Raw genomic sequence first — 21,308 nt, 5'->3', positions numbered from 1 at the left:
CTCAGGCGACATGACCGAGTGCCTCGTCCCAGCCGGCGGGCTCCAGGCGGCCGTCACGTCGCAGCAGGGGCCGGGCGAGCCGTTCGGAGGAGGTGAGGTAGCCGTGGGCGAAGCGGCCCTTGACGCAGGCGTGGCCCTGGTTGACCGGGCCGTCCCTGGCGGGCAGTACGGCCGTGACCTCGCCGTCGGAGGTGACGACGTCCAGAGCGCAGCCGACGCCGCAGTATCCGCACGTCGTTCGGGTCGCAGCCGGCCGGTGGGCGGAGGTGAGCCCGCGCGCCGGGCCGGGTTCGGTGAGCGCACCGGTGGGGCAGGTATCGACGCAGCCGCCGCAGGCCACACAGTCCGACTCGGCCCAGGCCCCGCCGGTGCCGGGCGTGACCACGGTGTCGGCACCCCGGCCGACCAGGGTCAGGGCGAAGGTGCCCTGCACCTCGGCGCACATACGGACGCACCGGCCGCAGGCGATGCACAGGTCCCGGTCCAGGTGGACGTACGGGTGGGAGTCGTCCCCGCCCCGGCCTCCGGCACCCTGTGCCGTGTCGGGGCCGATGCCCGACGACCGGCAGACCTCGGCCAGTTCGCTGGGGTTGCCGTCGGCGAGGGCGCGGGGCGGCAGGGCGGAGGCGATGACCTGCACTGCCTCCCGGCGCAGCTGCCGGATTTCATCAGTGGCGGTCTCGACGTGGACACCGGAGGCGGCCGGGGTCACACAGGCCGCCACGATCCGCCCGCCGGCACGTACGAGGCAGGTACGGCAGGAGCCGGCCGGGCTGAGCCGGTCGTCGGAGCACAGCGCGGGCAGGTCGATCCCGGCCGTCCGCACCGCCGCGAGCAGGGATGCTCCCTCGGGTACGGCGACGCTCGTGCCGTCGACCTGGATCTCGATGCCGGTCATGGCTCCCATCCCGCCAGTCGGTCGCCGTAGACGTGGGCGAGGCTGTGCACGGCGGGCGGGATACGCCGCCCGAAAGCGCACAGGCTCGCCTCGGTCAGCACATGCGCGAGCCGTCTCCACTCGGCACCGGGCGGGGTGTCGGCCAAAGCCAGCTCCAGGCCGCGGCCCGAGCCCACGCGGCAGGGGGAGCAGGCGCCGCAGCTCTCCGCCGCCGCGAACTCCCACACATGCCGCAGCATGTCCTCCGGTGCCACATGCTGGTCGAAGGCGACCAGTCCGGCATGACCCAGTGCGGCGCCGCGGGCAGCGATGTCGGCGGTGGTGAGCGGCACGTCCAGCGCGTCGGGGGCGAGGAAACCGCCCAAGGGGCCGCCCACCTGGACAGCGGTCAGCTCGCTGCCGCCCTTCAGGCCGCCTCCCAGCTCGGTGACAATGCGCAGCAGCGAGGTGCCCAGCTCGACCTCGTACGCTCCCGGCCGGGCGAACCGCTCCGACAGGCAGACCAGTTTCGTCCCCGTCTCGTCCGGCGTCCCGCGCCGGGCGTACGCGTCGCCGCCCCGGGCCACGATCCACGGAACGGCTGCGAGGGTCTCCACGTTGTTCACCACGGTCGGCGCATCCCACAGTCCGCGCCCGGTCGGGTACGGCGGGCGCGGCCGGGCGCAGCCCCGGTCCCCTTCCAGGCGCGCGATCAGCGCGGTCTCCTCCCCGGCGACGTACGATCCGGCGCCCTCCACCACCTCGACGTCCAGGGCCGTGTCCGTGCCGTGCGCGGAGGAGCCGAAGTGTCCGTCGGTGTAGGCACGCTCCACCGCTTCCCGCATCCGTGCCAGCGCCTGCGGATACTCCGAGCGCACCAGCACCACGCCCCGGCGGGCACCGCAGGCGAAGCAGGCCAGCGCCAGGCCCTCCAGCACCCGCTCCGGATCGGTCTCCATCAGCAGCCGGTCGGCGTACGACCCGGGGTCTCCCTCGTCTCCGTTGGCCACCACCACGGTGCCGGGCACCCGTCCGGTCGCCTCCCACTTCGCCGCCACCCGGAAGCCCGCTCCCCCACGTCCCCGCAGCCCGGAGGCAGTCACCTCCCCATGGACCTGGTCAGCACTGCCGGCCGTCACGATCCCCGGCCACACCTGCCACGCCGGCTCACCGGCGACCACCCCTGCCAGCAGCACGGGGTCACCGGTGTCGTCGGCCACCGGCATCTGCGGAGCCGACGGTGGCTCGCGCCCTGCCAACTGGGCGGCGAGCGCAGGACCCGTGCAGGGCGTGGCACCGTCGAGCGCGGCGGGACCGGCGTAGCAGTACCCAAGACAGCGGACGGCCTGCAGCGACGTCTCTCCGCCCGGTGAGACGGTGCCCACCGTGACACCCAGTTCCTGCTCCACCTGGGTGAGTTGTCGTCCTGCCTGCGCCGCGAAGCAGGCCGTCGCCGTGCAGACCCGGACGTGACGGCTCCCGTGCGGGGCGACGAGGTCCGCGTAGTAGGCGGCCGGTCCGAGTGCGGCGGCGGCAGGCAGGCCGAGGCCGGCGGCGACCGCCGGAGCCCAGGTGGCGGGGCCGTCCCCCGTGCCCGCCCTGGTGCGGGCCAGGCTTTCCATCAACCGCTCACCGGCTCTCCCGCGCCGCTCGGAGAGGGCGCGGAAGGCGTCGAAACGGCCAGCAGGATGAATGGAAGGCATATCTTCATGGTGGTGGCAGTCACATTGCCCCACAATTCAGACTTTGGGAGCGCATAACCGAACCGGCCAGCGGCAACACCGGCATCGGTCTGGCCCCGGTGTCCGCAGTCAAGGGTTGCCCGGTGACCTTCCTCAGGCCCGCGAGCGGGAGCACCGGGCGCCGTGCGGCAGCGCATTGCGCGGGAGGTGCGGCCGACGGAACGATCTATGTTCCGATCCGTCCTGAACGGGCACTTGTGTCATGGGTTCGGCCATGGGCACCCACCGGGACCTGCGCGAGGTGCTCGCGCTGCAGGCCGCCGGACGTACCAGGTCATCATGCGGGCCTCTGCAGCCGTCAACGAGTTCATCGCCGAAGTCCTGAACGGGCGGTTCAAGACACGCATCGTCCTCGAGATGCAATCCGACCGCAGCCGGAAGGAAGAGCACTGCCATGGTCCGTTACGTCTACGCGTTCACCGAGGGCGGCCGGGACATGGCCGGCCTGCTCGGCGGCAAGGGCGCCAACCTGGCCGAGATGACCCGCTTGGGCCTGCCGGTGCCGCCCGGCTTCACGGTGACCACTGAAGCCTGCCGCTCATTCCTCACCACGGGCAGCGAGCCGGCCGGCCTCGCCCGCGAGATCTCCGACCGTCTGACCCTGCTGGAGCAGGTCGCCGGGCGGCGGCTGGGACAGCCGGACGATCCGCTGCTGCTGTCCGTCCGTTCCGGGGCCCGCTTCTCCATGCCCGGCATGATGGAGACGATCCTCGACGTCGGTCTCAACGAAGACTCCGTCCTGGGCCTCGCGAAGTCCTCCGGGAACGAGCGCTTCGCCTGGGACTCCTACCGCCGCCTCGTGCAGATGTTCGGCAGCACCGTCATGGGTGTCGACAGCGCCCTGTTCGAGAGCACCATGGCCCGGCTCAAGCAGGCCCGCGGCGCGGTCGACGACCTGGGGCTGGACGCGGCCGATCTGGCCGGGCTCGTCGAGGCGTACAAGGAGCTGATCCACCGGGAGACCGGCGAGTCCTTTCCGCAATCCCCGGCCGAGCAGTTGCAGCGGGCGGTCCTGGCCGTCTTCCGGTCGTGGAACGTCGAGCGGGCCCGCGTGTACCGCCGCCGTGAGCACATCCCCGATGGCCTCGGCACCGCGGTCAACGTGCAGACCATGGTCTTCGGCAACCTCGGTCCCACTGCGACATCCAGGGGCGGCGGCAGCGGCGTCGCCTTCACCCGCGACCCGGCCACCGGCCGCTCCGGCCTGTACGGCGACTACCTGCCCAACGCGCAGGGCGAGGACGTCGTCGCGGGCATCCGCAACACCGTGCCGCTGGACGAACTCGGCCGACTGGACCCCGACGCGTTCACCCGGCTGCGCGGCCACATGGCCACACTGGAGGCCCACTACCGCGACCTGTGCGACATCGAGTTCACCATCGAGCGCGGCACCCTGTGGATGCTGCAGACCCGGGTCGGCAAACGCACCGCGGAGGCCGCGTTCACCATCGCCGCCGAGCTGGCCGACGAGGGACTCATCACCTCCGACGAGGGCCTGGCACGGGTCGGCGGGGACGAGCTGGCCCGGTTGATGTTCCCCCGGTTCGACACCTCCGCCGTCGGCGAAGCGCTCGCGCACGGCATCCCGGCCTCGCCCGGAGCCGCCGTGGGTGCCGCGGTGTTCGACTCCGCCGAGGCGGTGCGGCGGGCCGGCGCCGGGGAGCGGGTCGTCCTCGTACGCGAGGAGACCACCCCGGACGACCTGCCCGGCATGGTGGCCGCCCAGGCCGTGCTCACCGGCCGCGGCGGCAAGACCAGCCATGCGGCCGTGGTCGCCCGCGGTATGGGCAAGGTGTGCGTGTGCGGTGCCGAGGAGATCGCCGTCGACCCGCGAGGGCGGCGCTTCGCTGTGGGCGACACCGTCGTCGAGGAGGGCACGGTCATCTCTGTGGACGGCTCCGAAGGTACCGTCTACTGGGGCGCGGCCCCGCTGATCGACTCCACGGTGATGCGCTATTTCGAGACCGGAGAGCGCCCGGCCGGTCTGGTGGACGCCGTGGCCCGTGCCATGGGACACGCCGACGGCGTACGCCGGCTGGGGGTCCGGGCGAACGCGGACACTCCCGAGGACGCCGCTCGGGCCCGCCGGTTCGGGGCCGAGGGCATCGGCCTGTGCCGTACGGAACACATGTTCCTCGGCGACCGCCGGCAGTTGGTCGAGGCGATGATCCTGGCCCGCACCGACACCGAACGGGAAGGCGCACTGGGCGCGTTGCTGCCGCTGCAGCGGCAGGACTTCGCCGGCATCCTGGAGGCGATGGACGGCCTCCCGGTCACCGTCCGCCTCCTCGACCCGCCGCTGCACGAGTTCCTGCCCGACCGCACCGAACTCGCCGTGCGCATCGCCGCCGCCGAGGCACACGGCAACCCGCCCAGCACGCATGACGCCGAACTGCTCGAAGCCGTCAACCGCATGCACGAGGAGAACCCGATGCTGGGCCTGCGGGGTGTACGCCTGGGCCTGGTGGTGCCGGGACTGGTCGCCATGCAGGTACGGGCGATCGCCGAGGCGGTCGTGGAACGCAAGCGGGCGGGCGGGGATCCGCGGGCGGAGATCATGGTGCCTCTGATCGATACAGCCGAGGAACTGCGGCTCGTGCGCGAGGAGGTGGAGCAGGTCCTGGCCGCGGTCTCCAAGGAGTCCGGCGTCCCCGTCACCTGCCCGGTCGGCACCATGATCGAGTTGCCCCGGGCCGCGCTCACCGCGGGCCGCATCGCCGAGGAAGCGCAGTTCTTCTCCTTCGGCACCAATGACCTCACTCAGACCACCTGGGGTTTTTCCCGCGACGACGTCGAAGCGGCGTTTTTCTCCGCCTATCTCGACAAGGGCATCTTCAAGGTGTCACCGTTCGAGACGATCGACCGCGATGGCGTGGGGCGCCTGGTGGAGATCGCCGTCGCCGAGGGTCGCGCCGCACGGCCCGGCCTGAAGATCGGTGTCTGCGGTGAACACGGTGGCGACCCGGAGTCGGTGCCCTTCTTCCACGCCGCCGGTCTCGACTACGTCTCCTGCTCCCCGTTCCGCGTTCCGGTCGCCCGCCTGGAGGCAGGACGGGCCGCGCTCTTTGGGACCGAGGCCAGCGACAGCAAGTGACCGGCAGCCCTCCGTGGCGTGTGGGGTGCCAGAGCGTGTGGAACAGGTCCCGCAGGGTGACCATGACGAGCCCGGCTCCGACCAGCGAGACCAACCACTTCATCCGCGTCTCCCCACGGTCCTGTCGAATGGACGGAAACCCGCCACGGGAGCCCCGGGCAGGTGAGGGTGCGCCGGACACGCCGGTCGGGTCCCACCGGCCGGTGACCGGCGCAGGAGGAGTGAACGCGGGCCGTGGACAGCCGGGGTCAGGGTTCGATGCCGAGTACCTCCGCCACAGGGCGGCGCGGCGTGTGGGGACCGTTGGGGCCGTATCCCAGGCGCAGCAGGACCTGCGTATAGCCCGTCCCGGTCATCGGGTCGCGCAACGGCCAGCGCAGGTCCGTCCATTCGAGAGGCTGGGTCGCGAAGGAGCTGGAGAGGCCCTCACGGGTGGCCAGCAGCAGGACACGTTCCATGGCCTGGCCGGCGTGGAGCCAGTTCTCCGGACGGTCGTGGTCCGTGCTGATGAGGGCCAACTGCGGGGTCTGTTCGAAGTCCGCGGCGTCGCGCCCGGCCACCTGCCGGGGACCCGCGAAGTCACGCATGGGCGCCTTCCCCCCGCGCTTGCGCGGCCCGAAGGCGTAGTACGGGACTCCGTCGTCGGCGGTGCTCACCGACGGGGCGTCGATACGCGTCCACCGGGCCAGGTCCTGGTCGCTGCCGCGGTCGGTGATGTTGCGTGCCTCGGCTTCCTGGACCGCTTCCAGTACTTCCCGCAGATGCCATGAGGTGGGGAACACCAGTGCCGCTCCCTCGACGTGAGCGGCCGCGCCGAGAGCCTCCCGCACGGCTCCGGGTATCTGTCGCTCCTCGAACGGGTGGCGGCTGCTGTGGCGTTGGTGGATCGCCGGATACAGCGCGTCGAGGCCGCTCTTGTCGTTCGTAGGGCCGGCCAACCGCACGCTTGCCAGGAGTGCCTGGTCAGCGGGGTCGGGCAGGAGCCGGGTTTCCGGGTGCCAGCCTTCGTGGACGATGGCGGCCCTCAGATTCAACAGGGCGGCACCGCAGCCAAGATGAATGCCGCGGGTGTCGGGGTCGGAGTGCGGCATGGCGCGCCCGAAGTCGGCCCGCACCTCGAAAGTGCGGCTGCGCCGGAGATAACGGAAGCGCCAGGGCTGCGCGTTGTGCATCGACGGGGCGGCCACCGCGTCGTGCACCAGGGCGGTCACCCACTCGTCGGACGGTACTGGTCGGTTCACCGGAACCTCCTTCGAGAGTCGTAGGGACGGGACCGCTCCGCGGTGGCCCGCGCCCGGTCACCCATCGGCCGGGGTGATGCGGCGGCCCGTGAGCTGTGCGGGCCGGATCGACACCCACATCTCGCGTTCATCGCCCGCCCATGGCGTGGTGTGGGCGTGTTCGGTGAGCCTGCGCACGGCGTCAGGCTCCGTCACGACGCTCGCGGGGCCGACGGCGAGGACGCTCCAGCCCTGACTCAGGGCCTCGTCCATGTGATCGACCTCGAAAGCGACCTCCGTTCCGGCAGCCGCTGCGGGCGTGGAGTTCGGCGCGGTCCGGAAGACGATCGCGTCATCGACGACCTCGTAGTTGACCGGAACGACCGCCGGGCGGCCGTCGGACGCCGACACCGCGATGCGCCCCACCCCATGCGTCGAGAGCAAGGTGCGGCATTCCTCCGGGCCGATGTCCCGCAGCTGAGGGCGCAGCAGCGCCTGTCCTTGGCCGGGTGGCAGATCCGTTCCTCCGCCGCGCAGCGTGGTGGCGGTGGTGCCCAGCGCGTCGGCCAGTCTGATGAGGGTCGCCCCACTCGGGTCGGCACGCTCTTCCTCCAGATACGCCAGGTAGCCGGGGGCAATGCGGGCGCGGCGGGCCGTCTCCTCACGGCTGAGCCCCTGTCTCCGGCGTTCGACGGCCACGCGCCGGCCGATGTCACCGGGGCGGGACGTCCCGGGCACCGTGGTCTCCTCCTCGGCCGGATCGGGGCTGGAAGGGGAGCGGGCGGTCCCGGGTTGCCCGTGTTCGAGATGGCGGATGTGCGCGTCGGGCCCGGGGAACACGAGCGTTGTCCCGCCCGTGTCCGACCAGCGAACGTCGTAGGGCGGAGTCCCGTCCTCGTGATGGAGTCCGACGATCTCGCCGTCGCGCCTGGGGCTGTCGGCCGTCGTGCTTTCGATGACGAGCCGATCGCCGAGGTGAGCTCTCATGACGCCGCCCTCTTCCCAAAGTGGTGCTGTATCCAACGTGCCACGCGCGACGGGCGGCCGCACGGGGCGAGCAGCCCTGGAGGCCGGCCACCGCGCCCCGCACGGCCGTCGGCCGACCCGGCCGGTGATCTCGATACGCTGAGCCTTTCCCTCCTCGGGCTTGGGGACCTTCACCGTGAGGCCCCCGTTGGTCAGACAGGTAGGCGTCGTCGGTGTCCTCGATGTCGGCCGGGGGCACTCATGGATCGGCCGCACCGAACCCGGGGGAGCCGCCACCGGGAAAGGCGGCGTGCAGGCGCTGGTCCACCCCGGCGCGCAGGTCCTCCAGCTCCCGCAGGGTTGCCGGAAGCCCACCCTCTGCTGTGTCGTGCGGGATGTGTCACGGGTGATCCCTCCTCGACTTCTGCCTCGGCGCCGTCGTGCCGCCGTCGGTCACGTGGGCCACCCGGTGACCTGTCGGCTGTGCGGCCGCGGTGCGCCCATGCCCTCGATGTCGTGCTCGGCGGTCTTCAGCAGCTGCCGGGCCAGGTTGTTCAGGGCCCGGCCCGCGGCCAGCTCGTCGCCGATCTCCGGCACGTTCGCGTCCGCCGGATGGCAGTGGGCGGTCCCGTGACCGGTGAGCTCTGTGGTGCCGGTGTCCAGGATCAGATGGGCCTTCGTCGTACCCTCGTCGTCCTCGAACAGATGAAGACGAACCGTCCATTCCGACGTGTGCGGCATCGCTCTCCTCCTCACCTCGCTGCGGACCGATGCGATCCGGCCGGGCTTCGTTCTGAGATCTGGGGCCGTGCGGAGGTGGCCGACAGCTGTTCCTCGGTGTGGCGCCGGACGCGGGCGGTGAGCACGCTGAGCGACTCGGAGCCGTCGCGCGGGGTGCGATCGGCCACCAAATCCGGCGGGCGGCCGAGGGCAGTCTGCCCGGGTCCGCGGCGAATCCACCCGGCACTCGCCGAGTGTGGACCTCCGGCCGGTGCGCCGCCCGTTCCGCATCACCGTCTCCATCAGCGCAACGCCGTCGTCGGGGGAGGGGCTTCTCGTCGACGAGACCGGTCACGTCGGCGCGGCCGGGACGGCGGACCGGATGTGCGGGGCGAACCTTGTGCGCTCATGAGTCGACCTCCAGCAACTCGTCGGCCGTCCCCCACCATCTGCTCCCACCGTCGAACGGCGTTGGGCTCGGGGCATGGGGCCGAAAGTCCCTGCGGGCCGGTTTCCGGCCCGATTCCACCGGTTGCCGTCGTGGTCCCCCTCCGCCGCCGTGGTCATATCTGCGGAACGACCGCGACAGGACACGGCGCGTGATGCAGTAACGCGTGATTGATCAGGCCCAGTTGCAGGCCCGGGTGCCCCTGCCGTCTGCGTGCGCCGACGACCAGCAGGTCCGCCGCCGACGCCGCGTCCAGCAGCGCTCGGCGGGCCGGGCCCTCGATCACCCTGGGGCTCACCCGGGCGTGGCGATACGGATCCGCCGGGCTGCGCAGGGCGTCGTCGAGAACCTGGGACGGTGGGCGCCGATGGGCCTCCATGGCGTACCACGATGGAGCCGGCCGTGGGGTGAGAGCCCTGGATGACGGGTTCCAGGCGTGTACCGCGGTCAGCCGGCAGTTCCGTACGTGGGCCTCGCGGAACGCGAACTGCAAGGCCGTGCCGCTGCCCTCCCCCTCCTCGACACCGACGACGATGTTCCCGAACCGGCCGTCCCGGTGCTCCGCGGCACCGCGCACCACGACGACCGGGCAGTCCGCTCGTGCCGCCACGGCCAGACTGACCGTGCCCAGGAGCATTTCGGCGAGGTCTCCGAGCCCTCTGGACCCGAGCACCAGCGCGAAGGCGTTACGCCCCCTGCCGACCAGGGCGGAGGCGGCGTCCTCGTGCAGCGCCTCGCTCGACAGCCGGACCGTGGGAGCTCTTTGCCTGGCGCGCTCCGAGGCGGCACCGAGCACGTCGGACGCATCGTGGTCACCGGCCGCCGCATGCAAGAGGTGGAGCGGCACGCCGTGCCGGACCGCCTCGTCAGCGGCCCAGTCCACCGCCTCCAGACTCGCCTCGGATCCGTCGATGCCGACCACCAGGGGAATCGCCATCGCACCTGTCTCCTCTCGTGGCGGGGGCCACGTGCCCGGCCTCCTTTACGGCTCCACATGCGCCGGAGGGCTCCTCGAAGGAGAGAAACACCTCGCTCGGCATGTCGGCGACGTCCGGAGCATGCACGCCATCGGAGCCGTTGACCGTCATCCACCGTCGTATCCAGCTTCGTACGAGACGGAGGCCGCCGCCATGCAACCAGTCATCACCGTGGGTCTCGATGGCTCACCCGGAAGTCTCGCCGCCGCTCACTGGGCCGCCGACGAGGCCGAGAAGCGCAGGCTCACGCTGCGCCTGCGGCACGCGTGGCTCCTGCCGGTGCCGGAACCAGCCCGTGTTCCCTCGGAAGCCGATCAGAACCACTGGGCGAACATGACTGAGTCCGGCCCTCAGGGGAAACAGCTGCCGCGCGCGGAAATGTGCGAGACCCGTACCGCGATCGTGTTCTTCGCCTGGGCGCCCACAAGGCCAGGAAGCCGGTGGATCCGGGATTCCTGGACTGCACCACCCGGACGACGCGGCGTTCCGTGTTGCCGGGGTGTTCCGCCGGGGCGACCGTGGAGGTGGGGAGCGAGGGAGTGAGAGGTACGGAAGCCTGCCCGTCTCCCCGCCGGGTCACCCACACCTTCGGCCTCGACCGGATGGAAGACGCTCACGAGGTGTTCGCACAGGGCGCCGGCACGGGTGCCCTCAAGGTCACGCTGCACAGGGAGGCGGGGAGGCTCGGAAACAGGAGCCCGGACAGGTCGACCGGTCCTTGGACACAGTGCTGGGAGGAGCACCGATGCACTGGGAGACCATCCGCAAGGACACCACACCGGTCGTCCCGCCCCGCCTCGCCGACTACGACCGGGCCAGCTCGGACTTCACCTGGGCCCAGGCCCGCACCGAGCTGGCCGGGCTGCCGGGCGGCGGGCTCAACATGGCCCACGAGGCGGTCGACCGGCACGCGGCGTCCGACCACGCGGACAAGGCCGCCCTGCGCTGCGTCGCCCGGGACGATTCCGTCTCCACCGTCACGTACGCGGAACTGGCCCGCCGCACGGCCCGCTTCGCGAACGCTCTGCGGTCGCTCGGCGTCGGCCGCGGCGATCGGGTGTTCACCCTGCTCGGCCGCTGCCCCGAGTTGTACACCACGGTGCTGGGCACGCTGAAGAACACCAGCGTGCTCTGCCCGCTCTTCTCCGCCTTCGGCCCCGGCCCGGTCGAGCAGCGGCTGCGTCTCGGGGACGCACGGGTCCTGGTCACCACCGCGGCCCTCTACCGGCGCAAGGTCGCCGAGTGCCGGGCAGCGGTTCCCGGACTGGAACACGTCCTGATCGTCGGATCCGGCGCGGCGGAACTGCCCGGTACCACCTCTTTCGACGACCTGATGACCGACGTCCCGGACATCTTCACCATCCCGTCGACCTCGCCCGACGACATGGCCCTGCTGCACTTCACCAGCGGCACCACCGGCACCCCCAAAGGCGCGGTCCACGTCCACGAGGCCCGTCGTCGCCCACTACGCCACCGCCGCGTACGCCCTCGACCTGCACCCGGGGGACGTGTACTGGGGCACCGCCGATCCCGGGTGGGTCACCGGCATGTCGTACGGGATCGTCGCCCCGCTCGTCCACGGCGTGACGGTGGTCATCGACGAGGCATGGCGAACGGGAAGTCTCGCCGCCGAAGTGTCCGCCCGCATCGCCGAGGAGTCGTTCTACGAACTGGACGCGCCCGTCGAGCGGGTGTGCAGCGCGGAGGTGCCCATGCCCTACGCCCGGCGGCTGGAGGAGGCCGCCCTGCCGCAGACCGCCGACATCGTCGCGGCCGCCCACCGGGCGGTGGACTGATCATGGCCGAGTTCACCATGCCGTTCCTCGGCGCCGACATGGACGAGGGCACGCTCCTGGAGTGGCTGGTGGCACCCGGCGACCTCGTCCACAGGGGTGATCCGGTCGCGGTCGTCGAAACCGCGAAGTCGACCATCGAGGTGGAGTGCTTCGAGGCCGGAACCATGGCCGAGCTGCTCGTCGAGGTGCTCAGCGAACGGTCCGGCGTCCGCATCGAGGACGAGGACACGCCCCGGCTGACCACGCTGTCCGGCAGCGCCGACTTCCTCGTCGCCCGCACGCGGTGACGCGCACCCCGTGGACGGGAACCGCTCAGTCTGCCTCAGTGTCGTCGACGACACCCACCACGTCGTGGATGTCCCGTACCGAGGCGAGCAGTTCGGGGACGAGTGCCTTGTCCACTCTCCCCGCCACGGTCACCACGCCGTTCTCCACGGTGACCTCGACAGCGCGCGGATCCAGCAGGTGCCGGCCGGCCAGGGACTCGACCTCGGCGAGGATCTCGGCGTCGTCGCGGATCAGGGCACGGAGCAGATCGTGCCGGCTCACCACACCGACGAGCCGGCCATGATGCCCGGTCACGGGGAGGTTCTTCAACCGGCCGTGCGCGGCGGTCCACGCCGCGTCCGCCACCCTCTGCTCCGGGTGGACGGTGACCGGCGGGAAGGACATCAACGTGGCGGCCGTGTCGCCGTGGCTCTTGTCGTACAGACGGTGCTGCCACAGTCTGCCGACGGCTCCGTGCCGATGTGGCTCCGCCATCACGGCGGCCTTGGCCAGCAGATCCGACTCCGAGACGACACCGATCACATGGTCGTCGGAGTCGACCACCGGCAGGGCGCTCACCTGTTCCCGGGCGAGTGTGTGGGCCACGTCCAGGAATGGCGCGTCACCGGGCACGGAGGCTGCCGGCGCCCGCATGACGTCCCGCACACGGAGCACGGCCGGTCTCCAGGTGGGCGGCGCGGGCGAGGCCATGGCGGGCGGCGGTTCGGACGTCTCCCCGCCGTGAGTACGCCCGGACTCCTCGGCGCTCCTTGCCGACGCGGCGCCGGCGATCGCCCCGAGGTAGCGGCGCAGCGCGTCCTGGCGTAGTTCCTCCTGGTGTGTCCAGGGACGACCCGGCATGGTGCGGCGGATTTCCTTCTCCGCCGAGCTGTGCTCGAAGTCGCTCACGGCTGCCTCCCGGGGACGCCGTCCGCCTACGGGCCCAGTTTCGCATCGATCGACCGGCGCGGCCTCCGGGCCGAACAGCCTGGTCGCGGGCCAGGCGGCCGAGGGCGACGCGACAGGTCACCGCCCGACAGGGAGACTGGGAAGCGGGGCCCTGCGCCCACCTGGAGGAGAGCGTGTGACGGGTTTCCGGGTTTTTTTGACACGGTTCCGGCCGGCGGCCTCGCCCGGCCGTGCCGCACCGGGTGGTGTCCCGGCGGACCGGTCCGCCGAACTCCGTGCGGAACTCGCACTGCCCCTGGGCCTGCTGGAACAGACGGAGGCGGAAGCACGGAGCATCCGCGAACGGGCCGACGCGGCGGCCGCCTCGCGCCGACGTGAAGCCGAACTGCGGGCCGGGGCGATCGTGGCCGCGGCGCGTGAGGAGGCCGGCCAGGTGCGGGCGCGCACCGCCGAGCAGGTGCTGCGCGCAGCCGACGGCGAGGCCGCGGCGCTGCTCGCCGCGGCGGAACGCGAGGTGATCGCCGTACGCGACCGCGCCAGGAACCGGACACCCGCGCTCGTCGACCGGGTGCTCGCCCTGGTGCTGGAGGACCTCGCGGCGGACGAGGCGTCGCCCGAAGGCCACCCGGCTTCGGGGAGGCCACGGGGAGGCGGTTCCTGATGGGTGCCGGCTGGGTGGCCGGAGTGACGCGCGCACGGGCTCTGCGGACCAGGTGCCTGGGCGTCGAGGGCACTGGGCAGGTGGCCGCGTCCCACGGACTCGATGACGCACTGCGCTACTTGGCGGCCACCCCGTACCGGCACGACGTCACCTTGGGCGCCACGCCGGCCGAAGCTCAGCGCGCGGTCTCGGTGACCCTTCTGTGGCATCTCCGGGTCCTCGCCGGCTGGCAACCGGCCACCGGCACGGACGCCGTCCGAGCACTTGCCGCGGGATTCGAGATCTCCAACGCCGAGCACCATCTGAGCCGACTCACGGCCGACTCGCGGCGGCCGGGCGAGGAACGCCCCTACCGCCCGCCCTACCGCCTGGGCGCGCTGGCGATCGCCTGGACGCGGCTGGCTCGCACCCGTTCGCCGTCAGAACTGCGCACCGCGCTGGCGGCCTCCGCCTGGGGCGACCCCGGGGGCGACTCGCCGGCCGCGATCGCCACAGGCATGCGGGTCTCGGCCGCCGTGCGGCTCGCCACCGTCATGCCCGACACGGCGCGTTGGGCGACGGCCCGGCTCGCCCTGCTCTTCGGCCGCGAGGTCTTCGTCGTCGGCCGCCGGATGCCGGACGTCTCCGCCCACCGGGCGGCCCGTCTGCTCGGTCCGCGAGCGGTGGGTGCGGGATCGTACGCCGATTTCCGGGAGGCGCTGCCGGCCACCGCCCACTGGCTGCTGGAAAATATTGACGAGGCGGCGGACCTGTGGCGTGCGGAGGCACGGTGGTGGCGCGCGGTCGAGCGGGACGGCTGTGAACTGCTGCGCCGGCCCCGCTTCGGTCCAGAGCCGGTCGTGGGGACCGCGGTCGTGCTGTCGGCCGACGCGTGGCGCACCCGTGGGGCACTGGAGCTGGCCGCCCGGGGAGGCGGGGCCGGGGACTGGCCCGCGGAGGTGCTCGATGATCCGGGCTGAGATGGCGGCTCCCGTCAGGATGCGCAGGGTGGCCGTCGTGGCTCCCGAGAAGGCACTGCGGGAGAGTCTGGTGCGGATCGCCGAAGCGGGCTCCGTTGAGATCGACCTGGCCTGGGACGGTGGGCCGGATGTCCGAGGGCCCGCGGCGATGCGCCTGAGGCGGCTGCGCACCGAGCCGGGGCAAGCGGTTCTCAGCGAGGCTCCCCCCGACCTGGGGGCCCTGGAGCGCGAAGGCCGGACGGACCTCTTGGCGGGCGAGAAGCAGTTGGAGGAACGCCTCGGCAGCGCGGTCCGGCACGGCGAGGCAGCCACACTGGCAGGCTGGTGCCCCGAGGCGGAGGTGGGCGCCACGGCGGCGCGCATCGCCGGCGTAGGGGGCGCGCTGGTGGTGCTGCGGGCCCCGCGCGGTGTCGATCCGCCGACCTTGCTGACCGGAGCGGACACCGCACCCCCGGCGCGCCCGGCGCGGACTGTGCGCCGCTCGCTCACCCCTCTGGTCAGCACGTACGGCACCGTGCCCTACGCCGACCTCGATCCCACCCTGCCGGCCGGGATCGTCTACGCGGTGATGTTCGGGGTGATGTTCGGCGATGCCGGACACGGAATGCTGCTTGTCGCCCTCGCCCTTCTGCTGCGCGCCGGCCGACCGCGCCGTCTGGCGGCGTTGCGCCCGCTGTGGCCTTTCGTCGCCGGGGCCGGGCTGGCCGCCACCCTGGCGGGAGCGGCGTACGGCGAGTTCTTCGGCCCGACCGGAGTGCTGCCCGTGCTGTGGTTGGCGCCGCTGGAGGAGCCCATGCGGCTGCTGGCCGCCGCCGTCGTGCTCGGCGCCGTGCTCCTGGCCGTCGCCTACGCGGCGGGTATCGCGAACCGGTGGCGGGAGGGCGGACCGGCCTCGGCCCTGTACGCGACGACCGGTATCGCCGGCGCCGCGCTCTACCTCGGTCTCGCAGCCGTCGCCGGATGCGTGTGGCTCGGCCAGGCGGCATTCGCCGCCGTGGGGGCCGTGATCGCCGTCGTCGGCCTGACGCTGGCCGGGGTGGGGCTGTACGCGACCACGGCGGGTGGTCCGGGCGGAGCCGTACAGACCGGCATTCAGCTGCTGGACGCGATGGTCCGGATCGGCTCCAACGTCGTGTCCTTCGCGCGGCTCGCGGCCTTCGGGCTGACCCATGCGGCGCTCGGCGCAATCGTCTGGGACGGCACGACAGCTCTGGCGGACCGGGGCCCGGCCGGTGTCGTCGCCGCACTGCTGATGTTCCTCGCGGGCAACGCCCTTGCCTTCTCGCTGGAGGCACTGGTGGCTGGAGTCCAGGCGCTGCGCCTGGAGTACTACGAGCTCTTCTCCCGGCTCTTCGAGGGAGAGGGACGTCCCTTCAGACCCTGGCAGCTGCCCGTCGAGCACATCCCGTGCGCGGTCGCCGGCGCCACTCCGCCCACAGCGGGCGAGGCCGTGGCAAAGGAGGCCGCCCGGCGCGGCCCGGCGAAGGAGGAGCACCCGTGAACACCTGGTTCTTGGCCCTGCCCGTCATCGCGGCGGGCTTCGTCGCCACGCGTCTGGTGCTGCGGCGCCCGGGCCGGACGGCCCTGTGGTGGATGATCGCCACCGACGCCGTCCTGCTGATGGCCGCCACTGTGGTGCTGACCCTGGCACTCGGCGGCGGATCCGCGCAGGCAGCGACCACGGCCGCACAGGACTCGGGTTCCGGCTCCGCGGCTCTGATCAGTGCCGCCATCGCCGTGGCGGCGTCCACCATCGGGGCGGGCATCGCCGTCGCCTACACCGGTGCTGCGGCTCTCGCGGCGCTCAGCGAACGGCCCGAACTGTTCGGCCGGGCCATGGTCATCGTCGGCCTGGCCGAGGGGATCGCCATCTACGGGCTGGTCGTCGCGGTCATCCTTATCGGGAAGGCATGACCATGGGACGCATCGCCGCCCTCGGAGAGCGGTCCCGTGTGGCCGGTCTCGCTCTGGCCGGCGCGGTCGTCCTCGTCGCCGACGACCCCGAGGCCGTACGCCGGGGCTGGCGGAACCTGCCGGGCGATGTCGACATGGTGATCCTCACTCCTGCCGCGGCCGAGGTACTGGAGCAGGACCTCACGGGCCCCGACGGCCACCGGCGGCTGACCACCGTGATGCCGTGATGCCGTCATGACGGCCGGGGCCCCCGACCGGATGCCGGACGCGCTCCACCCGGTCCGGACAGGGCTGCTGCGAGCCGCCCACGCCGATGCGGAAGCGCTCCTGGCTCGCGTCGAGCTGGAGACCGCCGCCCGGCTCGACCAGGCCCGCGCCGAGGCCGGGGCGATCCTCGACGACGCCCGGCGGCAGGGCGAGGCCGACGGCGCGGACGCCGCCCGTGGCCTCCTCGTCAAGGCCCGCAGGAAGGCCAGGTCCCGCACGCTCCCCGCTCGACGGGAGGCGTACGAGACGCTGCGCCGCGAGGCCGCCGAAAGGGTCCGCGAGCTGCGCCGGACCGACGGCTACGCGTCCCTTCGGGAGCTGCTGGAGCAGCGAGCCCGGACCCTCCTCGGCCCCGGCGCCGCGGTGACCGAGCACGCCGACGGGGGTGTGGTGGCACAGGGACCGGGCAGGCGGGTCAACCTGTCGCTGACCGCGTTGGCCGAACGCGCCCTGGACGGCCTGGGAGCGGAGGTGCGCAGCCTGTGGGAGCCGTGACGGCGTTCAGCGGGACGGACCGGCCGGCTGCCGCCCGGCAACCGGTCTCCCGGATCCTGCGCGTCACCGGGCCGCTGGTCGAGATGGAGTACACGAGCGGCACCGCGATGTACGACCTGGTCTCGATCGGCCCCGCCGGACTGCCCGGCGAGGTCGTGGCCATCAGCGGGGACGTGGTCACCGTCCAGGCGTACGAGTACACGGGCGGGCTCGCTCCGGGACAGACGGCACTGCCCCAGGGCCGGCCGCTGTCGGTGCGGCTCGGTCCGCAGCTGCTCGGCGGGATCTTCGACGGGCTGCTGCGCCCGCTGTCCGGCGCCGGTGACTGGCTGCTCCCGGACACGCGGCGGACCGCGGCCGAGGAACGGACCTGGTCCTTCTCCCCCCTGGCGGCAGCGGGCGAGGAGCTGGCCGAGGGGCAGGCGCTCGGGGAGGTTCGTGACGCGGGTCCGGTGCGGGTGAAGGTCCTCGTGCCGCCCGGTTGCGGGGGCACGGTGACGGAGATCGCCGGTCCCGGGAACCACTCGCAGGGGGCCGTCGTGGCTGTGGTGGGCGGAACCGAAGTGGAGCTGGGCTCCCTGTGCCCGGTGCGCAGGCCCCGCCCCGTGCGAGAGCGCGTCGACACCCACGAGGCCCTGAACACCGGGCAGCGGGTGATCGACCTGCTCTTCCCCGTGGCCCGGGGCAGCACCGTCGCGGTGCCCGGTGGCTTCGGCACCGGCAAGACGGTGCTGCTCCAGCAGATCGCCAAGTGGTGCGACGCGGACGTCATCGTCTACGTCGGCTGCGGAGAGCGCGGCAACGAGATGGCCGACGTCATCACCGAGTTGTCGGAGCTTCAGGACCCGCGGACGGGCGGACGCCTGGCGGACCGCACCGTGACGATCGCGAATACGTCGAACATGCCGATGATGGCCCGCGAGGCGAGTGTCCACACGGGGGCGACGGTCGCCGAGTACTTCCGTGACATGGGCTTGGACGTGGTGGTCATCGCCGACTCGACCTCCCGATGGGCCGAGGCGCTGCGCGAGTTCGCCTCCCGTACCGGCGCACTGCCCGCCGAGGAGGGCTACCCGGCCGGACTGGCCTCGGCCATCGCGGCCTTCTACGAGCGGGCCGCCGCCGTGACCACGCTCGGCGGCGACCGGGGCTCGGTGACCGTGATCGGCGCGGTGTCCCCGCCGGGCGGGGACATGACCGAGCCGGTGACGGCCCACACCGAACGCTTCGTCCGCTGCCTGTGGACCCTGGACCGCGACCTCGCCTACGCCCGCCACTACCCGGCGGTCTCCTGGGCGGGGTCCTTCTCCCGGGACGTCCCGGTGCTGGCCGCCGGACACCGGGCAGCCGGGGATCCGGCGTGGCCCCGGCGCCGTGACCGGGTGGGAGCGGCGCTGGCGGAGGCCGACCGGCTGGCCGACCTGGTGGACCTCATCGGGATTGCCGCCCTTCCGGCGCGGGAGCGGATCAGCGTGCTCGCGGGAAGGCTGGTGCGGGAGGGCGTGCTGCAGCAGAGTGCGCTGTCGGAGCGGGACGCGTACTGCGGGCCGGAGAAGACGGCCGCGCTGGCCGACGCCGTCCTGGCGGTCGTCGACCGCTGCCGGGAACTGGTGGACTCCGGTGCTGCGGCGGCGTCGGTCGAGGAGGTCGACTTCGGTTCGCTGCTGCGCGCCCGGGAGGACACCGGCCCGCACGACGCCACCGGGGTGACGGCACGGCGGGAGGCCATGCTCTCCAGGCTGGAGGAACTGCGGCCATGAGCGTGTCCGGTGGGATCGAGTACACAGCGGTGCGCGAACTCCGGGGGCCGCTCGCGATCGTCGAAGGTGTCTCGGAGGTCGGCTGGGACGAGTACGCGCACCTCACCCTCGCCTCGGGCGAACGACGCCACGGCGTGGTGCTGGATGCCGACCGCGGCCTGGCGGTCGTCCAGGTGCTGGAGGGCACCGCGGGGATGGACCCGCAGGGCGTCCGCGCGGTCTTCTCGGGCAGGCCGCTGCGCGTCCCGGTCGGCACGGACTGGCTCGGCCGCGTCTGCAACGGCCGCGGCGACCCCGTCGACGACGGGCCCCCCGTATTCGGCGCCCTCCAGGCCGACGTGGGCGGCGCCCCCGTCAACCCGGTGCGGCGCGAGCCGCCGTCCGAACCGGTGCTCACCGGTGTCGGGGCCATCGACGCCCTGACCACGCTGGTACGGGGGCAGAAACTGCCGGTGTTCTCGGTGGCCGGGCTGCCGCATCTGGAACTGGCCGCCCAGATCGCCGCGCAGGCCACCGCCGGCGGAGAGGCGTTCAGCGTCGTCTTCGCGGGCATGGGACTCACCCACGCCGACGCCTCCTTCGTACGCGACACCCTGGAGGAACGGTCCGCGGCCGGGGAGCTGGTCCTGCTGCTGAACACCGCCGACGAGCCGGTGATCGAACGGATCCTCACCCCCCGGATCGCGCTCACCGTCGCCGAGCACCTCGCCTTCACCGACGGCCGGCACGTCCTGGTCGTGATGACCGACATGACGACGTACGCCGAAGCCCTGCGCGAGGTCTCCGCCGCCCGCGGGGAGATTCCCGCCCGCCGCGCCTACCCCGGCTACCTCTACAGCGACCTGGCCTCCCTGTACGAGCGCTGCGGACGCATCCGCGGGCGCCCCGGCTCGGTCACCGTCCTGCCGGTGCTCACCATGCCCGCGGGTGACATCACCCATCCCGTGCCCGACCTGACCGGCTACATCACCGAGGGCCAGATCGTGCTTTCGTCGGAGATCCACGCGCGGGGCGTCTACCCGCCGCTGGACGCCCTGTCTTCCCTCTCCCGGCTGATGCGCAAGGGCGCCGGCCCCGGCCGTACCCGCGACGACCACCTCGACGTCGCGGCCCAGCTGCTGGCCGCCCTGGCCCGAGCCCGGCGGGTCCGTGACCTCGCGGACCTGGTCGGCCAGGCGGCGCTGAGCCCCACCGACCGCCGCTACCTCGACTTCGACGAGGCGTTCCTGCGGGACTTCGCCGACCAGCGCAGTGACGAGTCCCGCAGCCTCGACGCCTCCCTGGAGCGCGGCTGGCGGGCCCTGCTCACGCTGCCCCGCGGCCAGCTTTCCATGCTCCCCACCGCGCTCCTCGACGCCCACGGGGCGAAGGACCTCGGCGACATCGACGAGGACGTGCCCCGGTGACCGGGGCTCCCCGGACACCGCCCGGTCGCGCGGGACGGCTGCGGTTGCGGCACCGCCTCGATGTCGCCGAGCGGGGAGCCGGCCTGCTGGAGCAGAAGCTCCGCGTTCTGCGCTCCGAGCACGAGCGGCTGTTGAAGGCGGAGGAACGGGCCACCCGGGAGTGGCACGCACAGTTCCCCGAGGCGGAGTTCTGGCTGCTGCGGGGGCTGCTCCTGGGTGGGGAACAGGCACTGGACTCGGCCGCCGCGGGCATCGGGCCCGCCGAGGCCACGATTCACTGGACCACGTGCAGGGGCGTACGACTCCCGGGAACGGTCTCCCTGTCCGTACCCGCCCGTCCTCCTGCCTCCGCCGCTCCCACCAACACTGCGCTCGTACACGCCGAAGCGGCCTACGCCCGGGCCGTGCGCGCCGCTGCCGAGTACGCCGTCGCCCATACCGCCGCCGAGCGCATGGGAGCGGAGGTCATCAGCACCCGGTACCGGGTCCGCGCTCTGCGGTGCCACTGGATTCCGCGCCTGCGGGAGGCCGTCGACCGGGCCGGCCTCGCCCTGGAGCAGGCCGAGCACGAGGACGGCGTACGGCGACGCTGGGCAGCGGGGACGGCCGAGCGGTGACCGTTCACCGGAACGCTGCGTGGATCTCCTGCTCGGTCGCGGTGTGCGAGACGAGCAGAATCTCGTCACCGTGGCGGAACCGGGCCGCCGGATCCGGCACGGTCGGCTGTCCGCCGTGGACGATCGTGGCGACGACCGCCCCTCGATCAACCGGACGTCGCCCGAGGCCCGGCTCGCCGTCCGGGACTGCGGTGTGACGGCCGTTTCGATGGC

General features: G+C 72.7%; 19 protein-coding genes and 3 pseudogenes. 14 read left to right on the top strand and 8 right to left on the bottom strand.

Annotation, left to right across the window (positions count from 1 at the left end):
* Window position 1: 1 nt before the first annotated feature.
* Together ACFPZI_RS02150 and ACFPZI_RS02145 are read right to left on the bottom strand one after the other, a co-directional pair.
* Window positions 2-898: a 2Fe-2S iron-sulfur cluster-binding protein gene (locus ACFPZI_RS02150; RefSeq protein WP_381357328.1), complete on the bottom strand. Its 897-nt coding sequence runs from the start codon at window positions 896-898 to the stop codon at window positions 2-4.
* Window positions 895-2,580 (bottom strand): NAD(P)H-dependent oxidoreductase subunit E, encoded by a 1,686-nt coding sequence (locus ACFPZI_RS02145; RefSeq protein ID WP_381357325.1) that lies wholly within the window; start codon window positions 2,578-2,580, stop codon window positions 895-897. Before ACFPZI_RS02145 ends, ACFPZI_RS02150 begins: the two co-directional genes overlap by 4 nt.
* 433 nt (window positions 2,581-3,013) lie before the next feature.
* Here ACFPZI_RS02145 and ppdK point away from each other — a divergent pair, with 433 nt between their 5' ends.
* Entirely contained in the window at window positions 3,014-5,713 is a 2,700-nt protein-coding gene (gene ppdK, locus ACFPZI_RS02140) for a pyruvate, phosphate dikinase (RefSeq protein ID WP_381357323.1), read from the top strand.
* Here ppdK and ACFPZI_RS02135 read toward each other — a convergent pair.
* From ACFPZI_RS02135 to ACFPZI_RS02115, 5 genes and pseudogenes are all read right to left on the bottom strand, one after another.
* A pseudogene (locus ACFPZI_RS02135) lies at window positions 5,676-5,816 on the bottom strand (two pore domain potassium channel family protein); the annotation flags it as partial. The gene ppdK and the pseudogene ACFPZI_RS02135 sit on opposite strands and share 38 nt — an antisense overlap.
* A 145-nt stretch (window positions 5,817-5,961) precedes the next feature.
* The gene (locus ACFPZI_RS02130) at window positions 5,962-6,954 is read right to left on the bottom strand and encodes an Acg family FMN-binding oxidoreductase (RefSeq protein ID WP_381357320.1); all 993 of its coding nucleotides are present in this window, start codon (window positions 6,952-6,954) and stop codon (window positions 5,962-5,964) included.
* A gap of 57 nt (window positions 6,955-7,011) precedes the next feature.
* Complete coding sequence (locus ACFPZI_RS02125) at window positions 7,012-7,920, bottom strand: pyridoxamine 5'-phosphate oxidase family protein (RefSeq protein ID WP_381357318.1); 909 nt, start codon at window positions 7,918-7,920, stop codon at window positions 7,012-7,014.
* A 432-nt stretch (window positions 7,921-8,352) separates the two neighbouring features.
* Complete coding sequence (locus ACFPZI_RS02120) at window positions 8,353-8,640, bottom strand: DUF1876 domain-containing protein (protein ID WP_381357315.1); 288 nt, start codon at window positions 8,638-8,640, stop codon at window positions 8,353-8,355.
* 542 nt (window positions 8,641-9,182) lie between these two features.
* The gene (locus ACFPZI_RS02115; RefSeq protein WP_381357313.1) at window positions 9,183-10,004 is read right to left on the bottom strand and encodes a universal stress protein; all 822 of its coding nucleotides are present in this window, start codon (window positions 10,002-10,004) and stop codon (window positions 9,183-9,185) included.
* 193 nt (window positions 10,005-10,197) lie between these two features.
* Here ACFPZI_RS02115 and ACFPZI_RS02110 point away from each other — a divergent pair.
* The 4 genes and pseudogenes from ACFPZI_RS02110 to ACFPZI_RS02095 form a co-directional block, all read left to right on the top strand.
* Window positions 10,198-10,374, top strand: a pseudogene (locus tag ACFPZI_RS02110) (universal stress protein); the annotation flags it as partial.
* A gap of 415 nt (window positions 10,375-10,789) precedes the next feature.
* Window positions 10,790-11,437: pseudogene (locus tag ACFPZI_RS02105) on the top strand (AMP-binding protein); the annotation flags it as partial.
* A 154-nt stretch (window positions 11,438-11,591) separates the two neighbouring features.
* Window positions 11,592-11,840, top strand: coding sequence for a transketolase C-terminal domain-containing protein (locus ACFPZI_RS02100; protein WP_381357389.1), 249 nt, complete (start codon window positions 11,592-11,594; stop codon window positions 11,838-11,840).
* A gap of 2 nt (window positions 11,841-11,842) precedes the next feature.
* Complete coding sequence (locus tag ACFPZI_RS02095) at window positions 11,843-12,127, top strand: biotin/lipoyl-containing protein (RefSeq protein WP_381357386.1); 285 nt, start codon at window positions 11,843-11,845, stop codon at window positions 12,125-12,127.
* Between the two features lie 25 nt (window positions 12,128-12,152).
* Here the strand turns inward: ACFPZI_RS02095 and ACFPZI_RS02090 are convergent, their stop codons facing one another.
* Window positions 12,153-13,016: a CBS domain-containing protein gene (locus ACFPZI_RS02090; RefSeq protein WP_381357310.1), complete on the bottom strand. Its 864-nt coding sequence runs from the start codon at window positions 13,014-13,016 to the stop codon at window positions 12,153-12,155.
* 175 nt (window positions 13,017-13,191) lie between these two features.
* Here ACFPZI_RS02090 and ACFPZI_RS02085 point away from each other — a divergent pair, with 175 nt between their 5' ends.
* From ACFPZI_RS02085 to ACFPZI_RS02045, 9 genes are read left to right on the top strand one after another with little or no spacing between them, the layout of a single operon-like run.
* Window positions 13,192-13,677 carry a hypothetical protein gene (locus ACFPZI_RS02085; protein ID WP_381357307.1) on the top strand — a complete coding sequence of 162 codons (486 nt, stop codon included), beginning with the start codon at window positions 13,192-13,194 and terminating at the stop codon, window positions 13,675-13,677.
* Entirely contained in the window at window positions 13,677-14,636 is a 960-nt protein-coding gene (locus ACFPZI_RS02080) for a hypothetical protein (protein WP_381357304.1), read from the top strand. Before ACFPZI_RS02085 ends, ACFPZI_RS02080 begins: the two co-directional genes overlap by 1 nt.
* Complete coding sequence (locus tag ACFPZI_RS02075; protein ID WP_381357301.1) at window positions 14,623-16,137, top strand: V-type ATPase 116kDa subunit family protein; 1,515 nt, start codon at window positions 14,623-14,625, stop codon at window positions 16,135-16,137. Before ACFPZI_RS02080 ends, ACFPZI_RS02075 begins: the two co-directional genes overlap by 14 nt.
* Window positions 16,134-16,550 (top strand): ATP synthase subunit C, encoded by a 417-nt coding sequence (locus ACFPZI_RS02070; protein WP_381357298.1) that lies wholly within the window; start codon window positions 16,134-16,136, stop codon window positions 16,548-16,550. The genes ACFPZI_RS02075 and ACFPZI_RS02070 overlap by 4 nt, the downstream gene beginning before the upstream one ends.
* On the top strand, window positions 16,547-16,777 hold the full coding sequence (locus ACFPZI_RS02065) for a hypothetical protein (protein WP_381357295.1): 231 nt from the start codon (window positions 16,547-16,549) through the stop codon (window positions 16,775-16,777). The genes ACFPZI_RS02070 and ACFPZI_RS02065 overlap by 4 nt, the downstream gene beginning before the upstream one ends.
* Window positions 16,778-16,784: 7 nt before the next feature.
* A complete protein-coding gene (locus tag ACFPZI_RS02060) occupies window positions 16,785-17,312 on the top strand; it encodes a hypothetical protein (RefSeq protein WP_381357292.1) in 528 nt (175 codons plus the stop codon).
* Window positions 17,300-19,072: a V-type ATP synthase subunit A gene (locus tag ACFPZI_RS02055; RefSeq protein ID WP_381357290.1), complete on the top strand. Its 1,773-nt coding sequence runs from the start codon at window positions 17,300-17,302 to the stop codon at window positions 19,070-19,072. The genes ACFPZI_RS02060 and ACFPZI_RS02055 overlap by 13 nt, the downstream gene beginning before the upstream one ends.
* Window positions 19,069-20,478, top strand: coding sequence for a V-type ATP synthase subunit B (locus tag ACFPZI_RS02050; RefSeq protein WP_381357288.1), 1,410 nt, complete (start codon window positions 19,069-19,071; stop codon window positions 20,476-20,478). Before ACFPZI_RS02055 ends, ACFPZI_RS02050 begins: the two co-directional genes overlap by 4 nt.
* Window positions 20,475-21,095 carry a V-type ATP synthase subunit D gene (locus ACFPZI_RS02045; RefSeq protein WP_381357286.1) on the top strand — a complete coding sequence of 207 codons (621 nt, stop codon included), beginning with the start codon at window positions 20,475-20,477 and terminating at the stop codon, window positions 21,093-21,095. The genes ACFPZI_RS02050 and ACFPZI_RS02045 overlap by 4 nt, the downstream gene beginning before the upstream one ends.
* Window positions 21,096-21,308 lie beyond the last annotated feature (213 nt).

This window comes from Streptomyces chlorus (genome assembly GCF_042655885.1).
Classification (GTDB): Bacteria; Actinomycetota; Actinomycetes; order Streptomycetales; family Streptomycetaceae; genus Streptomyces; species Streptomyces chlorus.
The sequence above is the reverse complement of the archived record's forward strand: the minus strand, read 5'-3'. Positions and strand labels throughout refer to the sequence as shown.

What these genes read in the sequence shown, in the direction of transcription:
- ACFPZI_RS02120 (WP_381357315.1), bottom strand. Translation starts at nt 8,640, where the DNA reads ATGCCGCACACGTCGGAATGGACGGTTCGTCTTCATCTGTTCGAGGAC.
- ACFPZI_RS02145 (WP_381357325.1), bottom strand. Translation starts at nt 2,580, where the DNA reads ATGCCTTCCATTCATCCTGCTGGCCGTTTCGACGCCTTCCGCGCCCTC.
- ACFPZI_RS02060 (WP_381357292.1), top strand. Translation starts at nt 16,785, where the DNA reads ATGACGGCCGGGGCCCCCGACCGGATGCCGGACGCGCTCCACCCGGTC.
- ACFPZI_RS02150 (WP_381357328.1), bottom strand. Translation starts at nt 898, where the DNA reads ATGACCGGCATCGAGATCCAGGTCGACGGCACGAGCGTCGCCGTACCC.
- ACFPZI_RS02080 (WP_381357304.1), top strand. Translation starts at nt 13,677, where the DNA reads ATGGGTGCCGGCTGGGTGGCCGGAGTGACGCGCGCACGGGCTCTGCGG.
- ACFPZI_RS02065 (WP_381357295.1), top strand. Translation starts at nt 16,547, where the DNA reads ATGACCATGGGACGCATCGCCGCCCTCGGAGAGCGGTCCCGTGTGGCC.
- ppdK (WP_381357323.1), top strand. Translation starts at nt 3,014, where the DNA reads ATGGTCCGTTACGTCTACGCGTTCACCGAGGGCGGCCGGGACATGGCC.
- ACFPZI_RS02095 (WP_381357386.1), top strand. Translation starts at nt 11,843, where the DNA reads ATGGCCGAGTTCACCATGCCGTTCCTCGGCGCCGACATGGACGAGGGC.
- ACFPZI_RS02075 (WP_381357301.1), top strand. Translation starts at nt 14,623, where the DNA reads ATGATCCGGGCTGAGATGGCGGCTCCCGTCAGGATGCGCAGGGTGGCC.
- ACFPZI_RS02050 (WP_381357288.1), top strand. Translation starts at nt 19,069, where the DNA reads ATGAGCGTGTCCGGTGGGATCGAGTACACAGCGGTGCGCGAACTCCGG.
- ACFPZI_RS02100 (WP_381357389.1), top strand. Translation starts at nt 11,592, where the DNA reads ATGTCGTACGGGATCGTCGCCCCGCTCGTCCACGGCGTGACGGTGGTC.
- ACFPZI_RS02115 (WP_381357313.1), bottom strand. Translation starts at nt 10,004, where the DNA reads ATGGCGATTCCCCTGGTGGTCGGCATCGACGGATCCGAGGCGAGTCTG.
- ACFPZI_RS02125 (WP_381357318.1), bottom strand. Translation starts at nt 7,920, where the DNA reads ATGAGAGCTCACCTCGGCGATCGGCTCGTCATCGAAAGCACGACGGCC.